The 19,477-nt window shown below is 32.5% G+C and carries 22 protein-coding genes; 8 read left to right on the forward strand and 14 right to left on the reverse strand.

The window, feature by feature from the left end; translation table 11 throughout:
- Positions 1 to 16: 16 nt before the first annotated feature.
- The gene (locus AC1RPR_RS02675) at positions 17 to 340 is read right to left on the reverse strand and encodes a metal-sulfur cluster assembly factor (protein ID WP_481761283.1); all 324 of its coding nucleotides are present in this window, start codon (positions 338 to 340) and stop codon (positions 17 to 19) included.
- A 293-nt stretch (positions 341 to 633) separates the two neighbouring features.
- Here AC1RPR_RS02675 and AC1RPR_RS02680 point away from each other — a divergent pair, with 293 nt between their 5' ends.
- Positions 634 to 1,446, forward strand: a complete 813-nt coding sequence (locus tag AC1RPR_RS02680; protein ID WP_409022582.1) for a Cof-type HAD-IIB family hydrolase — start codon at positions 634 to 636, stop codon at positions 1,444 to 1,446.
- Between the two features lie 89 nt (positions 1,447 to 1,535).
- On the opposite strand, the gene AC1RPR_RS02685 is transcribed toward AC1RPR_RS02680, so the two are convergent.
- On the reverse strand, positions 1,536 to 1,724 hold the full coding sequence (locus AC1RPR_RS02685; protein WP_481761282.1) for a 2-hydroxymuconate tautomerase: 189 nt from the start codon (positions 1,722 to 1,724) through the stop codon (positions 1,536 to 1,538).
- Positions 1,725 to 1,738: 14 nt separating this feature from the next.
- Positions 1,739 to 2,629 (reverse strand): YitT family protein, encoded by an 891-nt coding sequence (locus AC1RPR_RS02690; protein ID WP_409022584.1) that lies wholly within the window; start codon positions 2,627 to 2,629, stop codon positions 1,739 to 1,741.
- 219 nt (positions 2,630 to 2,848) lie between these two features.
- Between AC1RPR_RS02690 and AC1RPR_RS02695 the strand changes: the two genes are divergently transcribed.
- Positions 2,849 to 4,285 carry a C69 family dipeptidase gene (locus tag AC1RPR_RS02695; RefSeq protein ID WP_481761281.1) on the forward strand — a complete coding sequence of 479 codons (1,437 nt, stop codon included), beginning with the start codon at positions 2,849 to 2,851 and terminating at the stop codon, positions 4,283 to 4,285.
- A gap of 33 nt (positions 4,286 to 4,318) precedes the next feature.
- The gene (gene yjeM, locus AC1RPR_RS02700) at positions 4,319 to 5,791 is read left to right on the forward strand and encodes a glutamate/gamma-aminobutyrate family transporter YjeM (protein ID WP_481761280.1); all 1,473 of its coding nucleotides are present in this window, start codon (positions 4,319 to 4,321) and stop codon (positions 5,789 to 5,791) included.
- 44 nt (positions 5,792 to 5,835) lie between these two features.
- Here the strand turns inward: yjeM and AC1RPR_RS02705 are convergent, their stop codons facing one another.
- Entirely contained in the window at positions 5,836 to 6,192 is a 357-nt protein-coding gene (locus AC1RPR_RS02705; protein WP_481761279.1) for an iron-sulfur cluster biosynthesis family protein, read from the reverse strand.
- Between the two features lie 117 nt (positions 6,193 to 6,309).
- Here AC1RPR_RS02705 and AC1RPR_RS02710 point away from each other — a divergent pair, with 117 nt between their 5' ends.
- Together AC1RPR_RS02710 and AC1RPR_RS02715 are read left to right on the forward strand one after the other, a co-directional pair.
- A complete protein-coding gene (locus AC1RPR_RS02710) occupies positions 6,310 to 7,296 on the forward strand; it encodes an MBL fold metallo-hydrolase (RefSeq protein WP_481761278.1) in 987 nt (328 codons plus the stop codon).
- Between the two features lie 49 nt (positions 7,297 to 7,345).
- Positions 7,346 to 8,560 (forward strand): multidrug effflux MFS transporter, encoded by a 1,215-nt coding sequence (locus tag AC1RPR_RS02715; protein WP_481761277.1) that lies wholly within the window; start codon positions 7,346 to 7,348, stop codon positions 8,558 to 8,560.
- Positions 8,561 to 8,749: 189 nt separating this feature from the next.
- On the opposite strand, the gene AC1RPR_RS02720 is transcribed toward AC1RPR_RS02715, so the two are convergent.
- The gene (locus AC1RPR_RS02720; RefSeq protein ID WP_481761276.1) at positions 8,750 to 9,205 is read right to left on the reverse strand and encodes a Fur family transcriptional regulator; all 456 of its coding nucleotides are present in this window, start codon (positions 9,203 to 9,205) and stop codon (positions 8,750 to 8,752) included.
- A gap of 131 nt (positions 9,206 to 9,336) precedes the next feature.
- Between AC1RPR_RS02720 and AC1RPR_RS02725 the strand changes: the two genes are divergently transcribed.
- Both AC1RPR_RS02725 and AC1RPR_RS02730 read left to right on the forward strand, forming a co-directional pair.
- A complete protein-coding gene (locus AC1RPR_RS02725; RefSeq protein WP_481761275.1) occupies positions 9,337 to 10,017 on the forward strand; it encodes a VIT1/CCC1 transporter family protein in 681 nt (226 codons plus the stop codon).
- An 18-nt stretch (positions 10,018 to 10,035) separates the two neighbouring features.
- Positions 10,036 to 10,734, forward strand: a complete 699-nt coding sequence (locus AC1RPR_RS02730) for a VIT1/CCC1 transporter family protein (RefSeq protein ID WP_481761274.1) — start codon at positions 10,036 to 10,038, stop codon at positions 10,732 to 10,734.
- 367 nt (positions 10,735 to 11,101) lie between these two features.
- Here the strand turns inward: AC1RPR_RS02730 and AC1RPR_RS02735 are convergent, their stop codons facing one another.
- Positions 11,102 to 11,971, reverse strand: a complete 870-nt coding sequence (locus tag AC1RPR_RS02735) for an alpha/beta hydrolase (RefSeq protein ID WP_481761273.1) — start codon at positions 11,969 to 11,971, stop codon at positions 11,102 to 11,104.
- On the reverse strand, positions 11,961 to 13,280 hold the full coding sequence (locus AC1RPR_RS02740; RefSeq protein ID WP_481761272.1) for a PTS transporter subunit EIIC: 1,320 nt from the start codon (positions 13,278 to 13,280) through the stop codon (positions 11,961 to 11,963). The genes AC1RPR_RS02735 and AC1RPR_RS02740 overlap by 11 nt, the downstream gene beginning before the upstream one ends.
- 200 nt (positions 13,281 to 13,480) lie before the next feature.
- Here AC1RPR_RS02740 and AC1RPR_RS02745 point away from each other — a divergent pair, with 200 nt between their 5' ends.
- Positions 13,481 to 13,951: a transposase gene (locus tag AC1RPR_RS02745; protein WP_481762175.1), complete on the forward strand. Its 471-nt coding sequence runs from the start codon at positions 13,481 to 13,483 to the stop codon at positions 13,949 to 13,951.
- A 420-nt stretch (positions 13,952 to 14,371) separates the two neighbouring features.
- Here AC1RPR_RS02745 and AC1RPR_RS02750 read toward each other — a convergent pair whose 3' ends face one another.
- The 7 genes from AC1RPR_RS02750 to ffh form a co-directional block, all read right to left on the reverse strand.
- On the reverse strand, positions 14,372 to 14,770 hold the full coding sequence (locus tag AC1RPR_RS02750) for a hypothetical protein (protein ID WP_481761270.1): 399 nt from the start codon (positions 14,768 to 14,770) through the stop codon (positions 14,372 to 14,374).
- 791 nt (positions 14,771 to 15,561) lie between these two features.
- Complete coding sequence (gene rplS / locus AC1RPR_RS02755; RefSeq protein ID WP_057973468.1) at positions 15,562 to 15,909, reverse strand: 50S ribosomal protein L19; 348 nt, start codon at positions 15,907 to 15,909, stop codon at positions 15,562 to 15,564.
- A gap of 130 nt (positions 15,910 to 16,039) precedes the next feature.
- A complete protein-coding gene (trmD, locus tag AC1RPR_RS02760; protein WP_481761269.1) occupies positions 16,040 to 16,771 on the reverse strand; it encodes a tRNA (guanosine(37)-N1)-methyltransferase TrmD in 732 nt (243 codons plus the stop codon).
- 2 nt (positions 16,772 to 16,773) lie between these two features.
- Entirely contained in the window at positions 16,774 to 17,289 is a 516-nt protein-coding gene (gene rimM / locus AC1RPR_RS02765) for a ribosome maturation factor RimM (RefSeq protein ID WP_481761268.1), read from the reverse strand.
- A 71-nt stretch (positions 17,290 to 17,360) separates the two neighbouring features.
- Positions 17,361 to 17,606 (reverse strand): KH domain-containing protein, encoded by a 246-nt coding sequence (locus AC1RPR_RS02770; RefSeq protein WP_409022598.1) that lies wholly within the window; start codon positions 17,604 to 17,606, stop codon positions 17,361 to 17,363.
- 10 nt (positions 17,607 to 17,616) lie between these two features.
- On the reverse strand, positions 17,617 to 17,892 hold the full coding sequence (rpsP, locus tag AC1RPR_RS02775; protein WP_409022599.1) for a 30S ribosomal protein S16: 276 nt from the start codon (positions 17,890 to 17,892) through the stop codon (positions 17,617 to 17,619).
- A 139-nt stretch (positions 17,893 to 18,031) separates the two neighbouring features.
- Positions 18,032 to 19,468, reverse strand: a complete 1,437-nt coding sequence (gene ffh, locus AC1RPR_RS02780) for a signal recognition particle protein (protein ID WP_481761267.1) — start codon at positions 19,466 to 19,468, stop codon at positions 18,032 to 18,034.
- Positions 19,469 to 19,477 lie beyond the last annotated feature (9 nt).

Genomic DNA, 19,477 nt, shown 5'->3' on the forward strand with positions numbered 1-19,477 from the left:
AATTTCCCCCTAACTTTTAATGGACACCGAGTGCCATTTTTGCATACCTAGACATACGTTCAATTGACCAGGCTGGACTCCATATAAATTGTACAGTTACTTTTTTTATTTCTAGCACTGGCTTTAACGCATCTTCGACTAAATCAGATAGAACACCTGTTAACGGGCAACCCATAGTGGTTAAAGTCATTTGTACATTACAATTATTGTCATTGTCTAATTCAATCTCATATACTAAACCTAAATTAATAATATCCATATCCAATTCAGGATCCATCACTTTTTCTAAATGTGTCAAAATATCTTGCTTAATTATTTCTGCACTTCGTCTTTCACTCATAGGATTAATCCTCTCTTGAATAGCTAATATTACTAGTTTATCGTTTCTATTTTAGCATTGCAATCTATTGTTTTAATGTTACTGAACTCTTTACTTTTTCTAAAAAATAATGTTATACGGCGCCAAAGTTACTATGAAGCCGGATTAAATTAAAGATACGATTTTATAACAATAGATAAAAAAAGGTTAAATACGTTTGAATACTGCATACTCAAATGCTATCCTGAACTAACTAAGATAAAAAACTGTAAATCTTACTACACATAAGTTAAGTTGATGGAGGAACAATAACGATGAACAAAAAGTTAATTACAATTGATTTAGATGGCACAACTTTAAATAATAATGCAGAAGTTAGTTCAACAACAAAAAAAGTACTTACTCAAGCAACAGCTGAAGGACACATTGTCAGTATTGTAACGGGACGCCCATATCGTATCTCAAAACAAATTTATGATTCATTAGGGTTAACAACTCCAATGATTAATTTTAATGGTGCCCTGGCACATATTCCACATAAAAATTGGGATAAATCATACGAATATACAATTAATCGAGATATTGTTTTTGATATTCTTAACGCTAGAAAAGAATTAGGTATTAACATGTTAGCAGCCGAAGGAAAAAATATGTTATTGGCTGACAATGCAAGTCAGCTAGTGAAAGGCTTTTTCCCACAAGTTTTAAGATCAAATCAAATTCTTAATAAACAAAATTTACAACATGATCCGACATCAATTACGATGTTTGTCGATCAAGATAAAAAACAATTAATTACATCTAGACTACTTGAAAAATATGGTGATGTTATCGAAGTCAACACTTGGGGCGGACCAAAACCTGTTCTAGAAGTTGTTTCAAAAGGGATTCAAAAAGCAATTGGTGTTTCTTATCTAGCAGATTACTATGGTATCTCTCAAAAAGATATCGTTGCTTTTGGTGATGAAAGTAATGATAAAGAAATGCTTTCATATGCTGGCTGGGGTGTGGCAATGAAAAATGGTACTTCTGAAATTAGAGGTCTAGCCAATGATGTTACCTCTTTAAATAACCAAGAAAATGGGCTTGCTCATTACTTAAAAAATTATTTAAATTTAGCTAAATAATCGTTAATTAGTAACAGATCAGTAATGGTCTGTTATTTTTTTATAAAAAATGACTTCTGGAATATACCAGAAGTCATATTTAATGATATTTATTTTTCGTCGCTTTTTAGAATACCACCGACACTATAACGATCTTTACGCATTTCATTTAAAATTACATGGATATGCTCTGTAGGTGCACCAGTATTTTTTGAAACAGCTTCAGTCACATCTTTAACTAAATTTTTAAGTTGTTCTTGTGAACGACCTTCAATTAAATCAATATTTATAATTGGCATAACGAATCTCCTTTTTATTTAGTTGATTGCCCTTTTCTTAATAATTCTTGTTGGTCTGAGTTTAGGAAATTGCCTTCAATATCAGCGGTATTAACTAAGTTCATAAATGCATTTGGATCAACATCACTAATTGTCATTTTTAAATTATATAATTCATAACGTGTAATAACTAACATCAAAACTTTACTTTCTTCATTTGAGAAAGCGCCCTTTGAGTCAATAACTGTAATTCCACGAATTAATGATTTTTGGAGCGCTCCAACAACTAAATCTGCTTCTTTTGTAACAATAAATGCTGTTAACTTTTGATGCGATGTATGGATGTCGTCGACAACTCTAGACATAGCATAATTAGAAATAATTGTATACAAAGCACTTTCCCAACTGAAATAAAATCCAGCCGTTAAAATAATAATCATATTTGTTGATAACATTAATGAACCGACTGTTTTACCTGTCGTTTTAGCTAGAACAAGTGCGATGATATCCATCCCACCAGTTGAAAAACCAAATTTTAATGCTAATCCAACCCCAATACCACTTATTACACCACCAAATAATGCTGCCATTAATGGATTAGTTGATAATTGATGAACGGGTAAAATTACCGTAAAGAGAGATGAAGAAGCGACGGTCAGTACACTATAATATGTAAATGAACGTCCTACTTTATACCAGCCTAATATACCAATTGGAATATTTATTAACATAATTAGATATCCAGTACCAATTTTAATATGAAATAGATCATAAAAAATAGCAGAAAGTAATTGGGCAATACCATTGGCACCAGCTCCAAAAATATTTCCTGGAATCAGAAAGAAATTAAGGGATAATGCAATTAATAATCCCGAAAATACAATTATAACTAGTCGTTTATTTTTATCAGAAATTGATAACTTCATAAATCTCCCTCCTATTATATGTGACTCTTTTCATTTTACCTTTTATTAAACAATAATATTAATAAAATGAGTAATCTCTCATTTTAAATTTCTATTAAACTAACCTTATACAGCGTAACCGGTTAAATACGAATATTTATTTACAAATGGCGTTTAAAAATAGCAATTAAATGATAAAATGGTAATATCTAAATTTATTTACTGGGAGGAGAAATATCCATGACGACAGACCCTTTTAATTTTTCAGCATGTACAAGTGTTTTAGCTGGTTCTAAAGCAACTGCAGATGGGTCGACTTTTATTGGCCGTAATGAAGATGCAAAAACAGCATGGCCAAAACATTTTGTTATTCATGCTCATACAGAATTTGAACAATCACCTTTATTTGAATCACCAGATAATCACTTTAAAATGCCATTACCAAAAATTCGTGGTAAATATTCAGCTACTCCTGAATGGACACCAAAATTTGGTGTTTTTGAAGAAGATGGCTTTAATGAATATGGTGTGGCTATGAGCGCTACTGAAAGTGCATACGCTAATAGCCGGGTTCTCAGTTACGATCCCTTACTAACTGAAAACGGAATTGGTGAGGAAGCAATTGTAACAATTACTCTTCCCTATATTCACTCCGCAAAAGAAGGTGTTAGTTACCTTGGATCATTAGTAGAAAAATACGGTTCAAGTGAAACAAATGGTGTCTTGTTCTCTGATCAAAAAGATGTTTGGTATATGGAAATTGCAACCGGTCACCATTGGGTTGCGCAACGTATTCCGGATGATTCTTATGCAGTTGTTGCCAACCAACTAGCTATTCAAGAAATTAACTTTACTGATTCCGCTAATTTTATGTTTAGTTCTGGTATTCAGAAATTTGTTTCTGATAATCATTTAAATAACCAAAAAGATTCATTTAATTTTAGAGATATCTTTGGAACTCATGATCAATCTGATGCCATTTACAGCACACCAAGAGTTTGGTATGGCCAATTACTTTTAACACCATCAGTTGCTTCACAAGATCCTATGAGTATGAATTTACCGTTCATTCGTCAGGCTGATCATTTAATTCAACGTGAAGATTTAGAACAAATTCTTGGCTCACATTTCCAAGGAACTCAATATGATCCGATTGGAACTGGTTCAATCAGTGATAAACATAAATTCAGACCCATTAGTTTAGCAAAAACACAAGAGTCTCATATTTTACAAATTAGACCTGATTTACCTTTTGAAATTGGTGGTATCCATTGGCTATCAATGGGTGTTACGGCTCAAAGTGCTTATGTACCTTTCTTTGCTGGTATTACGGATACACCGGAGAATTATAAAATTGGTACCGATGTATATGATGACAAATCTGCTTACTGGTTATATAAACAATTAGGTATTTTGGTTGATTCACATTACTTAGAATTTAGCTCATTACTGAAAGATCTCCAAAAAGATTTAATTATCCAATTCAATGCCTCCGTAAAACGGATTCAAACAGAGGCAATTTCTAAAAGTGGTACAGACCTAACAGATTTTTTAACTGAAGAAAATCTAAAAATTACTGAAGCTGCTGAAATCAAGGTTAAGGCCTTAATTAGTCAGCTAATTACATTATCAACTGACCTATCACCATTAAATTTTAAAACTGACCAAAACTTATAAATATAAGAAACCGAAAGGAATTACAAAAGTCTTATGGACAAACAAAAGAAAATTTCCCTAACAAGTTTCATTTTAATGATTTTTACAACTATTTTTGGATTTGCAAATACTCCCGTCGCCTTTATTCAAATGGGTTACGCTAGTATTATCTGGTACGTTTTAGCAGCATTCTTCTTTTTCTTACCAACTGCTTTGATGTTTGCAGAATATGGTTCAGCTTTAAATGAATCAAAAGGTGGCATTTATTCTTGGTTAGCTGAATCAATTGGCCCCAAACTTGCTTTCACAGGAACATTTATTTGGCTTTTTGCATGGATTGTCTGGATGGTATCAATTGCATCTAAAGTTTGGATTCCACTTTCAACAATTTTTTCTGGAAGTGATCAAACACAATCTTGGGCTATCTTTGGCCTATCTTCAACACAAACTATCGGTATTCTTGCAATTCTTTGGATTGTGCTAGTTACCTTTGTCGCTAGTCGAGGTATCAGTAGTATTGCCAAGATTTCTTCAGTTGGTGGTATTGCTATTTTAGGTTTAAATGCTATCTTTTTACTATTAAGTATTGTTATTTTAATTGTTAATCATGGTGCACTCCAAGAACCATGGCATGGTATGACAAGTATTATAACTTCTAGAAATCCTAGCTATCAATCACCTATCGCCCTAATTTCATTTATTGTTTTTGCCATCTTTGCATACGGTGGTATGGAATCAGTTAGTGGTGTTACAGATAGTATTAGAAATCCTAAGAAAAATTTTCCAAAGGGTTTAATCATTTCCACTTTATTAATTCTTTTTGCTTACTCAATCTCAATCTTCTTCTGGGGTGTTAGTACAAACTGGAGTAAACTTGGTGGTCAAAATGCCAACTTAGGTAACATCTCTTACATATTGATGGAAAACTTAGGTAATTTTGCAGGTCAAAGCTTTGGTATGAGCGCAAGTGCTTCGACAATTTTTGGTCATACACTTGCTAGAATTACTGGTTTAAGTATGTTCATGGCTTATACAGGTGCATTCTTCGTCTTGATTTACTCACCACTCAAATCATTTATTCTTGGAACACCTAAGGATATCTGGCCAGCAAAAATGACGAAATTAAATAAGCATAGTATGCCTGAATTTGCAATGTGGATTCAAGCTGCCGTCGTTATTGTCATTATCATGGCTGTTTCATTTGGAGGTTCAAATTCAACATTATTCTATTCAAAATTAACGTTAATGGGAAATATCTCAACTTCTGTACCTTATCTATTTTTAATTGGTGCATTTCCATTCTTTAAAAAACGTCAAGACTTAAATCGACCTTTTGAAGTTTATAAGAATAGAACACTTACAAATATTATTACTATTGTCGTCTGGTTAGTTTTAGCCTTTGGAATTATTTTCACTGTTATCAGCGATACATTAAGTAATGCTCTCTGGATGATATCTGGTCCTGTCCTTTCTGGACTAGTTGCTTTCCTTTACTACACACGTTATGAGAGAAAAATTAAAAAATAAACTAAAAAAAATCGTAAACAATTTTTATTGTTTACGATTTTTTATTAGTTTTTAACAAGACTTTCTAAGCTAACATTACCTGTTAATAGTCCTGAATTATCTCCATGTAATGCTAAACTGTTGAATCGTTCATTAACGACAAGTTGCATGTTCTCATCCATATAAGTTTTGCTGTACCCTTTTACTCTAATGGGACCTAAATCTGAATCAATTGTTCCATCATATGCCTTGCTATCGTTCTGGTCATCAATTACTAACATTCTAAAGCTTGAATCTAACGTACATGTTCCTTCATTTGATAAAGCACCAACACCATCGTCAAAATCAAGCAAGATTTCTGAATCATTACCCATAAGTTTCATAATCTTGCTTTTTGCGTCTTCACTTATTTTTAAATACATGAAATTACCAGCTTTCTTATTTAATAATTACATTGTACACCACTGATTATTTTAGACAAGCATGACGACTCAGGTTCATCATGGTATGATAGTTCTAATTAGAAAGAGAGGAATATAATGACCAAAATTAGTATAGTAAACAACTTATTTGATAGTAGTTCACAATTTAAAAGTTCACATTCAATCTTTCAATTTAACGTTAATTCACAACTAAATGAACAAGCAGACGCTCTTTTTCTTTCATACTTCTCAATAGATATCCATGAAAAAATTCTTGAATCTTCTATGATGCAAAAATTACCTATCTATTTATCCAAAGAGGCATTTGAATTAAAACAACAATTTGTCTTACTAGGTAAAATTAGTGAAACACACTTAAATTACAAAATTATTCCGATTAACACCGCACTAACTATTGGAGATTTTACAGTGATTGGTTTTTTATCAGATTCAGTACACACGGGTTCATTAGCTTTTTTAGTAGAAGATGAAAAGCAGAAGTACTCCTTCTTAGCTGGTGATACTCGCTTAGCTGGACCTCATAAAAAGAGAACGAAGAAATGGATTCACGACTTAAACCGACTACCTTTAGATGTTCTAATTTTAAATACTGTCGACACAACAGATACTAATTACTACACTGAAATTACGATTCTAGATCATCTCATTAAACTTTTAAAAGTCGAAGAATTAACTGCTATTAACGTTGCCAACGAAAATCTTTATTTAATTCATAAGTTAGCGACAGTAGCTAACAAGTTAGAAAAAATAATCGTACTAGATAAGCCAACCTCCCAATTATTGACGTATTTTTATCCTGATTCAGAAGTGATTTCATTAAATGATGCTACTTCTGTAGGAATTAAAAGGCATCCTGAGAAATATATCTTGGTAAATATAGAAAATAAGTTAGGCGATTTTAATTTGTCTACCCAAAATAGCTATTCACTGACCGATTTATTGGAAAATAATAAAGATAGTCTCCCAATCAATTCACATTTATCTTCATTAGAAGTACCTGAATTGTTAAATCGATTAACGCATAAACCTAAGCAACTTATATTGATAGACCAAAATTTTAACAATACTATTGTAACTTATTAATATTTATTCTATGGTATATTTATTAATCATTTAAAAGGACGTGAATTTGTTGGTTTTTTCTTATTTTAAAAATCCTAAAAAACATGAATTATTTTTAACCTTCTTATTAGGAACATTAAGTGCTTTTGGTCCATTATCATTGGACATGTATTTACCAGCATTACCAGTTATTCAACAACACTTACATACAACTGCATCGCTTACCCAGTTGACGATTACGACTTGTTTACTTGGATTGGCGCTTGGCCAATTAATAGTTGGACCCTACAGTGATAAAATTGGCCGTAGAAAGCCATTACTTTTGGGACTCATCTTGTTCGCTGTTACCTCTATCATCGCAGCAACAAGTCAGAATATAACAATTTTGGTTATTATCCGGTTATTGCAAGGTTTAGCGGGATCTGCTGGTCTTGTAATCTCTCGAGCAATTGCTAGAGACCTATACACCGGAAAAAAATTAACCAGTTTTTTCTCGCTCTTAATGGCTGTTAATGGAATTTTCCCGATTATTTCGCCCATACTTGGCAGTTTTATTCTAAAATTCACATCTTGGCGCGGTATCTTTGTTATCTTAACTGTAATTGGTTTTCTTTTATTTCTTCTTGTATTAGTGACGTTACCAGAAACTAACCAGATTGTGCCAGAGAAGTCGCAATCAAATACTGGTGATTCAACGAAAAAAATTCTTAAAAGTTTAATTTTTGATAAATTTTTCTTGAGTTATGCTCTAATTCAAGGCTTTATCTCAGGTGCAATGTTCTGTTATATTTCTGGATCATCATTTGTTTTACAAAATCTTTTTGGTCTATCCTCTAATATGTTCAGTTTAGTCTATGCAATTAATGGTTTAGGTATCGTTATAATGTCTCAATTAAGTTCACGAATTTCAGATACTTTTTCTGAACAGACTGGTCTAAAATTAGGTGTTTACCTTGCCTTACTTGGTAGTCTACTATTAACGACCTCATTATTTATTAGTAACTCGTTATTACTAGTGCTCATCAGTTTATTTTTAATTGTTTCAATGGTTGGTATCGTAAATACAACGGCCTTCTCATTAGCTATGCAGAAACAAGGGCAACACGCAGGAAGTGCTTCTGCCATACTTGGTGTTGGTATGAATCTAGTTGGAAGTATTCTTTCTCCATTCGTTGGGATTATGGGGGATCATTCTTATGTTCCAATGACAATTTTAATCTTACTGTGTGAAATTTGTGCCTTGGTCATTTACTTAAATATTTCCACAAAAAAAGCAGAACTATAAGTTCTGCTTTTTTTGTGGAAATATTAGTTTGTATAACGCAAAAACTTAATAATATAACTCTTTAATTATTTATACTAAAGGTGTGACATCTGATTTTGTACAGCTGTAACCTTTATGTAAAATGGGTACTATCTACAAATTGGTACTACCAACCATATTTTTAAAGCTTATTTTATCTACTGATATATATTATTTATTTTCTGTTAAACCCAGTTTTATTTGACATTCTGGACAATATCCAAACGTCTCGACATGTGTACTTTCAATTATATAACCACTTTTATTTTCCGCCTCTTGCTCTGCCTCATGAAAAGTTAATTCTGTAAATATATCTGTTATTTTGCCACAGTTAAGACAGATAGCATGATAATGTGGAATACCAAAATAATCGTAGCGCATTTTACCATCATCGCCATTAGACAATTCTATCACTAATTTTTGAGCAACTAATATTTGTAACGTATTATAAACGGTAGCTATGCCTAACCCTACGCTTCCATCTTTAATTCCGTTAAAAATTTGTTCAACAGATGGGTAGTTATGTTGCGTTACTAAATATTCAAGAATTATTTTACGCTGTGGTGTTATACGTACGCCACGTTCTTTTAAAATTTCTAAAGCCTGGTCAAGATTTTTATCGATCAATTTAACGACCCCCATTTTCTTAATTCACTCTGTTCATTATCTCATATTTCATAAAATATGTGGACTTTATCTATTGAATTGATTTATAATGATTATATATTTAGAATCATTATAACAAAGGAGAGAGAGTTATGTCTAAAAAATTATCTTTATCTCAGAAAATAAATGTTTTAAGAGCTAGTGTTATGGGAGCTAATGATGGTATTCTTTCCGTTGCTGGGATTGTCATTGGTGTCGCTGGCGCTACGAACAATAATTTTTCTATTTTCATTTCAGGTATTGCTGGTATGCTTGCCGGTACTGTCTCAATGGCTATGGGAGAATATGTTTCTGTAAGTACCCAAAAAGATTCGCAAGAAGTTGCTACTGCCAATTCCAAGTACAATCTAAAACATAATTATGATAAGGAATATAATTATGTTTATCAAAAATATTTTAAAACAGGTATTTCTTCATCCTTAGCATTAAAAGCTACAGATGAAATGATGTCGGCTAACCCATTAGATACTATTGTACGTGAAAAATATGGCTTTGATCCTAACGTCTATACGGATCCTTATGCGGCTGCGATTGCATCAATGATTTCTTTTCCGATTGGATCATTGCTGCCCCTACTTGCAATTACTTTATTCCCTGCTGAATTTAAGGTCATTGCCACATCTATTTCTGTCATTATTGCACTAGCTATCACAGGATTTAGTGCTGCAACTTTGGGTAACTCAAATCGGACAAAATCAGTTATTCGTAATATTATTTCTGGTATTTTAACAATGCTAGTCACTTACTTTATTGGTACTTTATTTGCTCATTAGGAAAGGACACTTAATTTCATGACATCTGAAACCAAAATTAAACAAAAAAAATACAAAACAATGGATGAAAAACTTAATTCACTTCGTGCAGGTATACTAGGATCTAATGATGGTATTTTAACTGTTGTAGGTGTCCTGTTCAGTGTTGCAGCAGCTACAACAGATAATTTCATTATTTTCATCGCTGGGTTAACTGATCTAATAGCTTGCGCATTTTCTATGGCAGCTGGCGAATATGCCTCTGTCAGTTCACAAAGTGACACCGAAAAAGCAGCTGTTGCCGTCGAAAAACAGCGTATGATTACGAGTCGTACTGATCAAATTCATGATGTTCAAAATTTTTATACGGCTAAGGGCGTTTCTGAAGAAACCTCTTTTGAAATTGCTACAGAATTAATGCAAAAAAAGCCACTAGAAACGATTATTAATGTTAAATACGGTCTCGAATTAGGACACTATATGAACCCTTGGGATGCCGCTTTTTCCTCACTAATCTCTGCAGCTTTAGGTGGTATTTTCCCACTACTTGCCATTATTATATTACCAAACAATTGGAAAATGATAGGTACAATTATTGCGGTTTCAGTAGCTGTAGCTTTAACTGCCTTTATTAGCTCCAAATTAGGTGATGGTAAAATTAAAGTTGCCATTATACGAAATATTATCATTGGTTTAATAACCATGTTAATTCATTATGGAATTGGCCAGTTTTTTTAGACATATCATTATGAAACCCCGCCCAAACTAGTTAAATATTTTTTCCCAACTTATTTGTTGTCATAGATACATTTTATATAGCGCATTAGCTTTCAAAATGTTTATAAATTTTGAACTAAACCACTTTATACTCTTAAAATTCATACAAAAAAGTTCTAATCACTTAGCGATTAGAACTTTTTTAATATCATTGATCAGCAATAGTTAACAAAGGCCTATATTTTATACTACTTTCAATAATTAAATACAACACTCGCCATCGACATTGTCTGTTTAATTGATATACTGTACATATTTAAGATCATTAAGACTATTTTTACAATGTGCAACTATACATAGTTCATCACAATAATAATCAAGCACTACTCTAAATTTTCTTATCATCTGGTCCACTATTTTTAGAATTTTGGGAAGCAATAATATACTGTTCAATTAAAGCAACAATTTGCTTATTTTGTGGTAAATCAGAATGTTCCGATTCATTTCCTGTGACAGTTATTTCTGTATAGGATTTCGCTTGATTTTGATAAATATATTTTCCGGCATTAACACTTTGATATGGAACAATTCCATCATTATTGTAATTATCTGTTCCAGCAATCGAGTACAACACTAAGTTAGTTGGAATTTTTTTTCGATTCTTTACAAAATCCGCTAACATCTGTGTTCTTGTACTCTGATTAGTTTCTTCACCATTATATGGTGAACCTATCGTCATTAACGTATTAATTGAGGCCGCTTTATCATCAAAATATTCTTCTAAAAATGTCGTATAAATAAGACCTCCGTTAGAGTGCCCGATACCATTAAATTGATTAAATTTATATTTATCAGCAAGATACGTAAACGCTATATCAAACCATTTAGCTTGTTTTTTTATACTATTATAGCCATTCGAATTATCTTCAAAACCAACAACTATGAAAGGTTGCATATCTCGTTTAGCTATTTTACCAGTAATTTTAAGTTTTCCAGTTTTCTGAACCGTTATCTTTAACAAACTATGCGTTCGATTTGTTGAAGTATTTAAAACATCAATCAATTCATCAAATCGATCTTGATTTGCACTGCTTCCTGGTATTAAAATAACTGGATTTAACTTTGAATTATGAATAATTCGGCTTGTTTTGACCTTTTTAGTGTTCCATGTATTTGCCGGTACGATAACAGCTAAAAAACAAGCTAAGATAGCTATCCAAATAAACACGTATTTAACTATTTTCCGTTTATTTTTCATTTAGCTTACCTCCATCAATATTCATTGCCTTATTATTTAATTTTACAAACGGCATATAAATTAAAACTGTAATAATAAGCACAATTCCTGATACAACTAATGTACTCCAATACCCATCAGTTCCTAAAAATGCCATTAATGGTGCTGGAGTCGTTTCAGGTAAGCTGTAAACTGCTGGAGGTATCCACTTAAAGTAAATACAGAAGTACCCAATCAACATTGAAACGATGGGTGATAAGATAAACGGAACCATTAAAATAGGATTTAAAATAATTGGTAACCCAAACATCAATGGAAAATTAATATTCACAAAGCTTGGAATAATTGATATTTTTGCTATTTTACGACTATTTTTATTTTTAGACATTATCAATATTGCTATAATTAAAGATAAGGTCATTCCTGTTCCACCAAAGCTACCAAAACTGTCATAAATTGTATGTATAGAGATAGGAAAAGGTACACCAAAAGACGTGCCATGCTTTAACGCATAACTTAAGTTACTGACAACCGAAGTATCATCTAAGCCGCCTTGTGCAATTCCTAAAGAACCAGAAATTCCTATACCAGATAAAACAGTATTGAAAAAGGATAAAAATAAAATAGTTATAATTAAATGCCTTGATTTAACTTCTGTTAATCTAAACATAGAATATAAGAGACCATTCACACCGATTTGATTAACCAATGAAACTAACATGACTAGTCCAATTAAAATCCCCAATATTATCACTATCGGCAACAGACTCTCTAAACCACGAGAAATAAATGTATATTGATCTACTTTTTCTTGCTTATTTTTAGGTGAAAACCATTTAAAGATATATCCTACAAAGACCCCCAAAATCAGTGAGATAAAAATCCCTTTAACACCTAACTCTTGAATCAAGAATGTCCCCTGATCACTATCAGGGTTTAAACTTGATAAATTATAATTCAAAATAAGCATCCCGACTGCCCCAGTGAATCCTGCAATTTGTTCATCTTTTTTAAAGGACCGAGTCATGTATTTTGCGCTCAAAAAAGCTGTCATTACTGCGATAAAACTCATTGTAACTGTATTAATAATTTCGAATATATTTGTTATGATTTTTTCATAAGGTAACCATGATGAAATATTATATACTTGATTAAAGAACCCTTGTTCTGATAAAACGCTAGAACTAAGCGCCATACTAAAACTTCCAATAATAATAAACGGTAAGATAATTGCAAATGTTTTTTCAATTGCTTGATAAACAAAAGTTTTTTTAAAACGTAAATCAACTCTTAACAATTTTTGCGAAAACGTCACCCATAGTTTATTCATTGAATAACCCCCTTATCTATTTTTTATTATAAACCAATAGTAACCCAACAACAAAATGTTAATTATAAACTTTGAGGGTGTACACTTTCTGGTGTTGGTAAAATAAAATTCATCAACACCAGTTTTTTATTCTGAAAACAAAAAAAGAGGCCACCGGCCCCTGCTATGATTAAGTTGCAAAACATAATCAAAAGCGAGGGATGCTGATGATCACAATTAATTCCGCACTATTACTATTAGGAACAGAAGACGAAAATATTAAGAAAATTAACGTTTCCGATGATTTTGTTAGAATAGTATCACGTAAAAGAAAAGTTAATATCATAGATGCACCATTAACATACATACCTCCAAGAGACCCAGATTGTGGCTATTTAACTATGATCAAAAATGGAACACGTTTAGTTAATGCTAGAATTTCTAGCGTAAATGGCTATGAATTTCATTTGCGATTACGGAACCAACGCTTTATTTGGGCTTCATGTCAAAGTGCGATTGATGCTGAAACACATAATTTTGTAGCGATACTGCCTAATCGTTTTAACAGTGTTATTAAGGAACATTTTTTTAATGCATATATTCTAAAAGAAAGACAATTTGTAACCTCTGTTGTTGTAGACCTGAATGCTCAATATCAAAGTATCATTCATCAACTATTCCCAAATGCTTAAATAATTATTGATCGTTTTCATTTAGTTTAACTGGCTGGTAAAGCCTTAGATTGTGTTCGTATAGATACTTTAAATCAGATAATTGATCATAAAAATAGAGAATATAAATCTTTAAAAACTCAGTTATTAGAAAACTATCAACCAAATAACAGTGAAATGGATACTGTAATAACCACTTTCATAAAGAATCCACATTATATTGAAAATATTTTTATCTTCAACTTATTAAAACGGTCCTATAGAAGGACTTAATCGAAAAATTAAAACACTTAAACGTAGCAGTTACGGTTTCGGAAACTGACATCATCTTTTTGAAAGAATTTTATTAATTCATAACTAAAAAAAGGAAATCCTTTTGGATTTCCCTTAATTAGATTAGACGTTTATTGTCTCACCATCACTATTTGACGCAGACCCAATTTAATCTACGCTTTTGATTATAAACAAAAGCCCTAATGTAATTCCCCATTCTATTACCAATATAATAATCAGTTCCCACAAAGGAATTATAGTTAATAACAAAAATGCACCACCTGGGAGTGAAAGTACTAATATACTCACTGTAATAATAAAAAAATATTTCCAAAAACGTTTTAAATATCTATTAGGCATTATAGCTAGGATTATTAACAATAAAAATGTTAATAATCCCATGACCACTGCCAAATCGTCCCATAATGTGCCTCCAAAATAATATGAAAATGGCGCTAATTTTCCATGTATTACTATACTTGGATAAATGAGACCACCATAACATAATCCACTAAAAAGAAGTAGTCCCCGAAGTATCCATCCGCTTGCTTCTTTAATTACTTTCATTTTAAAACCCCTCTCTCAGATTATTATGATGTTATTTTATGAATATCATTTGGCTTGAACGGACTACTAAAATTGCCAAGCAATCCATAATGTTTCTTTTTTCTATATGCCTCAACATGAGCACCCTTTTTGTATATTGCTGAAAAAAATCTTTCTTGCTCGCATGCTTTGCTTTGTCATCTTATGCAATCATTTCAGTAAGAGTAGTTTTAGCACCCGGCTTAACTTGATTTTCATATACAGGCCAAATAGATGAACTACACAAATCATAAAACTCTTGATAGTTCATATCCTATTGCTTAATTTTACCCTCTTTGACTCCTATATTATATGCTTTAGTTATATCACGGCTCATAAATGTATCCTGAGCATAAATATGATTAGGTACTAATAATACTGAACAAAACTTCATTAAAATAGCTATTACTTTAATACTTTTTCATTAACAACAATCTAACGCTATCATAATTTTAATGTTACTTCAAATAATTTAACTATAATATTAATCTAAGTTAATACTTTAAAAACTTAAAAAAGCCAGCCTCTTAAATTAATACTTTTTTCCGTAATGCACAAAAAGAATTAAAAAATTGATAAAAATATATCTATATGTTATTGAAAATATTAATTATAAACTTTAATTAGAAATCGAAAACTTATAATTTCTGCCCCTTTTCTGCCCCTTTTAGCGACTTTAATGCGACTTTTTGAAGCAAGGTTCAATTATATAGGTCTACCAAATTTTTAGACAAATAAAAAAGCCTTGATTACCAAGGCTTTTCAACGTCAATCTAACGGCGAGCTTCTTTAATACGAGCAGCTTTACCATTAAGGGCACGTAAGTAGTACAATTTAGCACGACGAACACGACCATGACGGATAACTTCAATTTTAGCAACACGAGGTGAATGCAATGGGAAAGTACGTTCAACACCGACACCGTTACTAATTTTACGAACAGTGTAACTTGAACTAATACCTTTACCACGGCGTTTTAAAACGACACCTTCGAAAAGTTGGATACGTTCACGTGTGCCTTCAACAACACGGGCGTGAACTCGAACAGTATCACCTGGGCGGAACTCAGGAATATCTGTACGTAATTGTGCTTCTGTAAGTTTTGCGATCATTGGACTCATAATTTGGATCTCCTTTTCAACAGAAATTCATTCACATTCACTATGCCAGCGGAATATCGTAATTTTATGTGGCTTTTAACCACTTTTAAAATTGTATCATATTACTTTATAGGCGTAAAGGTTATTTCCTTTACTTTCCAGATTTTATGTCAGCTAACCATTCAACTTGTTGTTTAGATAATTGAATATCTTTCAACAAATCTGGTCTTCTCTCAAATGTTCGTCTCAATGATTCTTTTTGACGCCATTCATCGATTAATTTATGATTCCCATTTGTTAGAACTTCAGGAACTTTCATCCCTCTAAAATCAGCTGGCCGTGTATATTGCGGATATTCTAACAAGCCGTTTGAAAATGAATCTCCGGGAGCAGATTCTTTATTGCCTAAAACTTCAGGTAACAATCGAACAGTCGCATCAATCATGACCATGGCTCCTAGTTCCCCACCCGTTAAAATGTAATCACCAAGTGAAACCTCATCAGTTACAAGTTCGCGGATACGTTCATCATAGCCTTCATAGTGACCACAAATAAATGTTAGATGTTCTTCTTTCGCAAATTCTTCAGCCACATTTTGGTCAAATTTACGTCCTGCTGGATCTAAAAGGATAACTTTACCTTTTGTGTCAGATTCCTTTTGAACAGCTTCTAAAGTGTCAAAAACTGGCTGTGCTTGTAATAACATACCTGCACCACCACCATATGGGTAATCGTCCACATGATTTTGTTTATCAGTTGTAAAATCTCTAAAATTAGTAATTTTTAAATCAAGAACGTCCTTATCAATTGCCTTACCAACAATTGATTGTTTCATGGGACCATCAAACATTTCTGGAAATAAACTCAAAACATCAATTTTCATATTTAGTCGTCCAATCCTTCTAAAAGTTCAACCGTTACAATATTGTTATCAATATCGACAGTTTTTATAACATCTTTAATAACTGGTAACAATAAATCACCCTGTCCCTGACGCTTAACAACCCAAACGTCATTAGCTCCTGGGCTTAAAATTTCATAAATAGAGCCAATTTTTTCTTCATTTTCATTTTGGACATCTAAGCCGATAATTTGATGGTAATAGTAATTACCTTCTTCTAATTCCCGAAGACCTTTATCAGCGACTTTAAGATCTAATCCTTTATACTTCTCAACCAGGTTAATATCTTGTAATCCTTCAAACGTCACGAGTTCAAAATTTTTATGATGTCTATAGGTCATAACCGTTAACGAAATAACTTGTTTTCCGCTCTTATCAAACAGATACAAGACGGTTCCCTTTTTAAAACGCTCAGAAACGAAGTCAGTTGTAGCCATAACTCTAACTTCTCCTTTGATTCCATGAGTATTGACGATTGTTCCTACTTGATAATAATCCATATTTACTCCTTTTTATTGTAAAATAAAAACTCCCAAACAAAACATTGCTGCTTCATTCAAGAGTTACTATTTTAATCTAATATGTTTAGACGCACTCGTTTCGAACTTGTTAAACGCACACCATAGATTATTGTTCTAATAGCTTGCGCAACTTGTCCGTGCTTCCCAATAATACGGCCAATATCATCTGAATTCACAGATAATTCAAAATAGACATAATGATCATCTTGTTTCTGTCCTATTTGGACATCATCAGGATTTTCAACAAGCGGTTTGACAATTGTTAAAATTAAACTTGTCACTTCTGCTTCAGTCATTTAATCGTCCTTATTTTTTAGAGAATTTAGCTTCATGGAATTTCTTCATGATGCCTGCATTTGAAAGAATGTTACGTACAGTATCTGATGGTTGTGCACCATTGTTCAACCAGTTTAAAATACTTTCTTCTTCAAGTGTTACTGTTTGTGGTTCTGTTAATGGGTTGTAAGTACCAACGTTTTCGATGAAACGGCCATCACGTGGTGAACGTGAATCAGCTACAACGACACGGTAGAACGGTCTCTTTTTAGAACCCATACGTTTTAAACGAATTTTTACTGACATTAATATACACCTCCTGATATCTACTTCAACAATAATTAATATACCAGTTATTTATCAGCTTGTAAAGGTTTTTTTCTTGACAGTTAAAATAAATTATCAAAATGTCCCTTAAGCCATACCAGTATTGGTTATTTAATGATTATTTTCTAGAGTTTTTATTTTTCTTCATACGTTTTTTCTTGTTTTTCTTGTTCTTACGAACCATAGAATTCATAGACATCTTAGCTAAGCGACCTGTTACGCCCTTGCCAAGCATCCCTTCCATACCTTCAAAATTACCGCTATTCATTTTCTTCATCATTTTCTTCATTTCGCCAAATTGCTTAATCATTCGGTTAACTTCAACAATTGGACGACCTGCACCAGCAGCAATACGTCGTCGACGACTGGGGTTCAAGATGTCTGGATTTTCGCGTTCTTTAGGTGTCATTGAGTATACTGTCGCACGCATATGGTCAATATCCTTGGGATCCATTTTAACATTCTTCATAGCTGGATTATTAGCCATCCCTGGAATCATCTTCATAATATCTTCCATAGGACCCATTTTTTGTAATTGATCCATTTGACTTAAAAAATCATTAAAATCAAATGTATTTTCTTGAAATTTTTCAGCCATTTTAGCTGATTCATTTTCATCAAAATCTTGTTGTGCTTTTTCAATCAGCGTGAGCATATCACCCATGCCTAAAATTCTTGATGCCATACGATCTGGATAGAATACGTCCAAATCAGTTAATTTTTCACCTTGTCCGATAAATTTAATTGGTTTACCCGTCACTGAACGAATTGATAACGCAGCACCACCACGAGTGTCACCATCTAATTTAGTTAAGACGACACCAGTAACATCTAATTGTTCATTAAAGCCTTTAGCAACATCTACCGCACTTTGTCCAGTCATTGAATCAACAGTCAAAAGAATTTCATTTGGGTTCGCTAAGGCCTTAATTTGAGCTAATTCGTCCATTAGCGTTTCATCAATTTGTAAACGACCAGCTGTATCAATAATAATGTAATCATTTTTATTTTCTGCAGCTTGTGCTAAACCTTGTCGAACAATTTCAACAGGGTTTACTTTTGTACCCAATTCAAAAACAGGTATTTCCAAATCTCGACCTAAAACTTGTAATTGGTCGATAGCAGCTGGACGATAAATATCGGCTGCTATCATTAAAGGTCTCGCATTTTCTTCTTTTTTTAATGTTAAAGCAAGTTTACCAGCTGTGGTTGTTTTACCAGCCCCTTGTAAACCAACCATCATAATAATTGTTGGTATTTTAGATGACTTGTTCAATGGAACAGCTGTTTCACCCATGACTTTAGTTAATTCTTCATTTACAATTTTGACGATTTGTTGTGATGACGTTAAACTCTCAAGTACTTCCGCACCAATTGCACGTTCACGAACAACCTTAACGAACTCTTTAACCACTGTAAAGTTAACATCGGCTTCAAGTAAGGCTAAGCGAATTTCACGCATAACCTCTTTTAAATCAGTTTCAGATATTTTACCTTTGCGACGGAGTTTCGTCATCGCATTTTGTAATCTTTCTGTTAATCCTTCAAATGCCATTTTTAACTA

This window comes from Dellaglioa sp. CoH-57-MRSF-22 (assembly GCF_056781895.1).

Excerpts from the sequence above, each read along its gene's own strand:
- AC1RPR_RS02770 (WP_409022598.1), bottom strand. The coding sequence starts at position 17,606 with ATGACTGAAGCAGAAGTGACAAGTTTAATTTTAACAATTGTCAAACCG.
- AC1RPR_RS02690 (WP_409022584.1), bottom strand. The coding sequence starts at position 2,629 with ATGAAGTTATCAATTTCTGATAAAAATAAACGACTAGTTATAATTGTA.
- rimM (WP_481761268.1), bottom strand. The coding sequence starts at position 17,289 with ATGGATTATTATCAAGTAGGAACAATCGTCAATACTCATGGAATCAAA.
- rplS (WP_057973468.1), bottom strand. The coding sequence starts at position 15,909 with ATGAGTCCAATGATCGCAAAACTTACAGAAGCACAATTACGTACAGAT.
- AC1RPR_RS02710 (WP_481761278.1), top strand. The coding sequence starts at position 6,310 with ATGACCAAAATTAGTATAGTAAACAACTTATTTGATAGTAGTTCACAA.
- AC1RPR_RS02680 (WP_409022582.1), top strand. The coding sequence starts at position 634 with ATGAACAAAAAGTTAATTACAATTGATTTAGATGGCACAACTTTAAAT.
- AC1RPR_RS02705 (WP_481761279.1), bottom strand. The coding sequence starts at position 6,192 with ATGTATTTAAAAATAAGTGAAGACGCAAAAAGCAAGATTATGAAACTT.
- AC1RPR_RS02730 (WP_481761274.1), top strand. The coding sequence starts at position 10,036 with ATGACATCTGAAACCAAAATTAAACAAAAAAAATACAAAACAATGGAT.
- rpsP (WP_409022599.1), bottom strand. The coding sequence starts at position 17,892 with ATGTCAGTAAAAATTCGTTTAAAACGTATGGGTTCTAAAAAGAGACCG.
- AC1RPR_RS02750 (WP_481761270.1), bottom strand. The coding sequence starts at position 14,770 with ATGAAAGTAATTAAAGAAGCAAGCGGATGGATACTTCGGGGACTACTT.
- AC1RPR_RS02675 (WP_481761283.1), bottom strand. The coding sequence starts at position 340 with ATGAGTGAAAGACGAAGTGCAGAAATAATTAAGCAAGATATTTTGACA.
- yjeM (WP_481761280.1), top strand. The coding sequence starts at position 4,319 with ATGGACAAACAAAAGAAAATTTCCCTAACAAGTTTCATTTTAATGATT.
- AC1RPR_RS02740 (WP_481761272.1), bottom strand. The coding sequence starts at position 13,280 with ATGAATAAACTATGGGTGACGTTTTCGCAAAAATTGTTAAGAGTTGAT.
- ffh (WP_481761267.1), bottom strand. The coding sequence starts at position 19,468 with ATGGCATTTGAAGGATTAACAGAAAGATTACAAAATGCGATGACGAAA.
- AC1RPR_RS02735 (WP_481761273.1), bottom strand. The coding sequence starts at position 11,971 with ATGAAAAATAAACGGAAAATAGTTAAATACGTGTTTATTTGGATAGCT.
- trmD (WP_481761269.1), bottom strand. The coding sequence starts at position 16,771 with ATGAAAATTGATGTTTTGAGTTTATTTCCAGAAATGTTTGATGGTCCC.
- AC1RPR_RS02685 (WP_481761282.1), bottom strand. The coding sequence starts at position 1,724 with ATGCCAATTATAAATATTGATTTAATTGAAGGTCGTTCACAAGAACAA.
- AC1RPR_RS02745 (WP_481762175.1), top strand. The coding sequence starts at position 13,481 with ATGCTGATGATCACAATTAATTCCGCACTATTACTATTAGGAACAGAA.
- AC1RPR_RS02695 (WP_481761281.1), top strand. The coding sequence starts at position 2,849 with ATGACGACAGACCCTTTTAATTTTTCAGCATGTACAAGTGTTTTAGCT.
- AC1RPR_RS02725 (WP_481761275.1), top strand. The coding sequence starts at position 9,337 with ATGTCTAAAAAATTATCTTTATCTCAGAAAATAAATGTTTTAAGAGCT.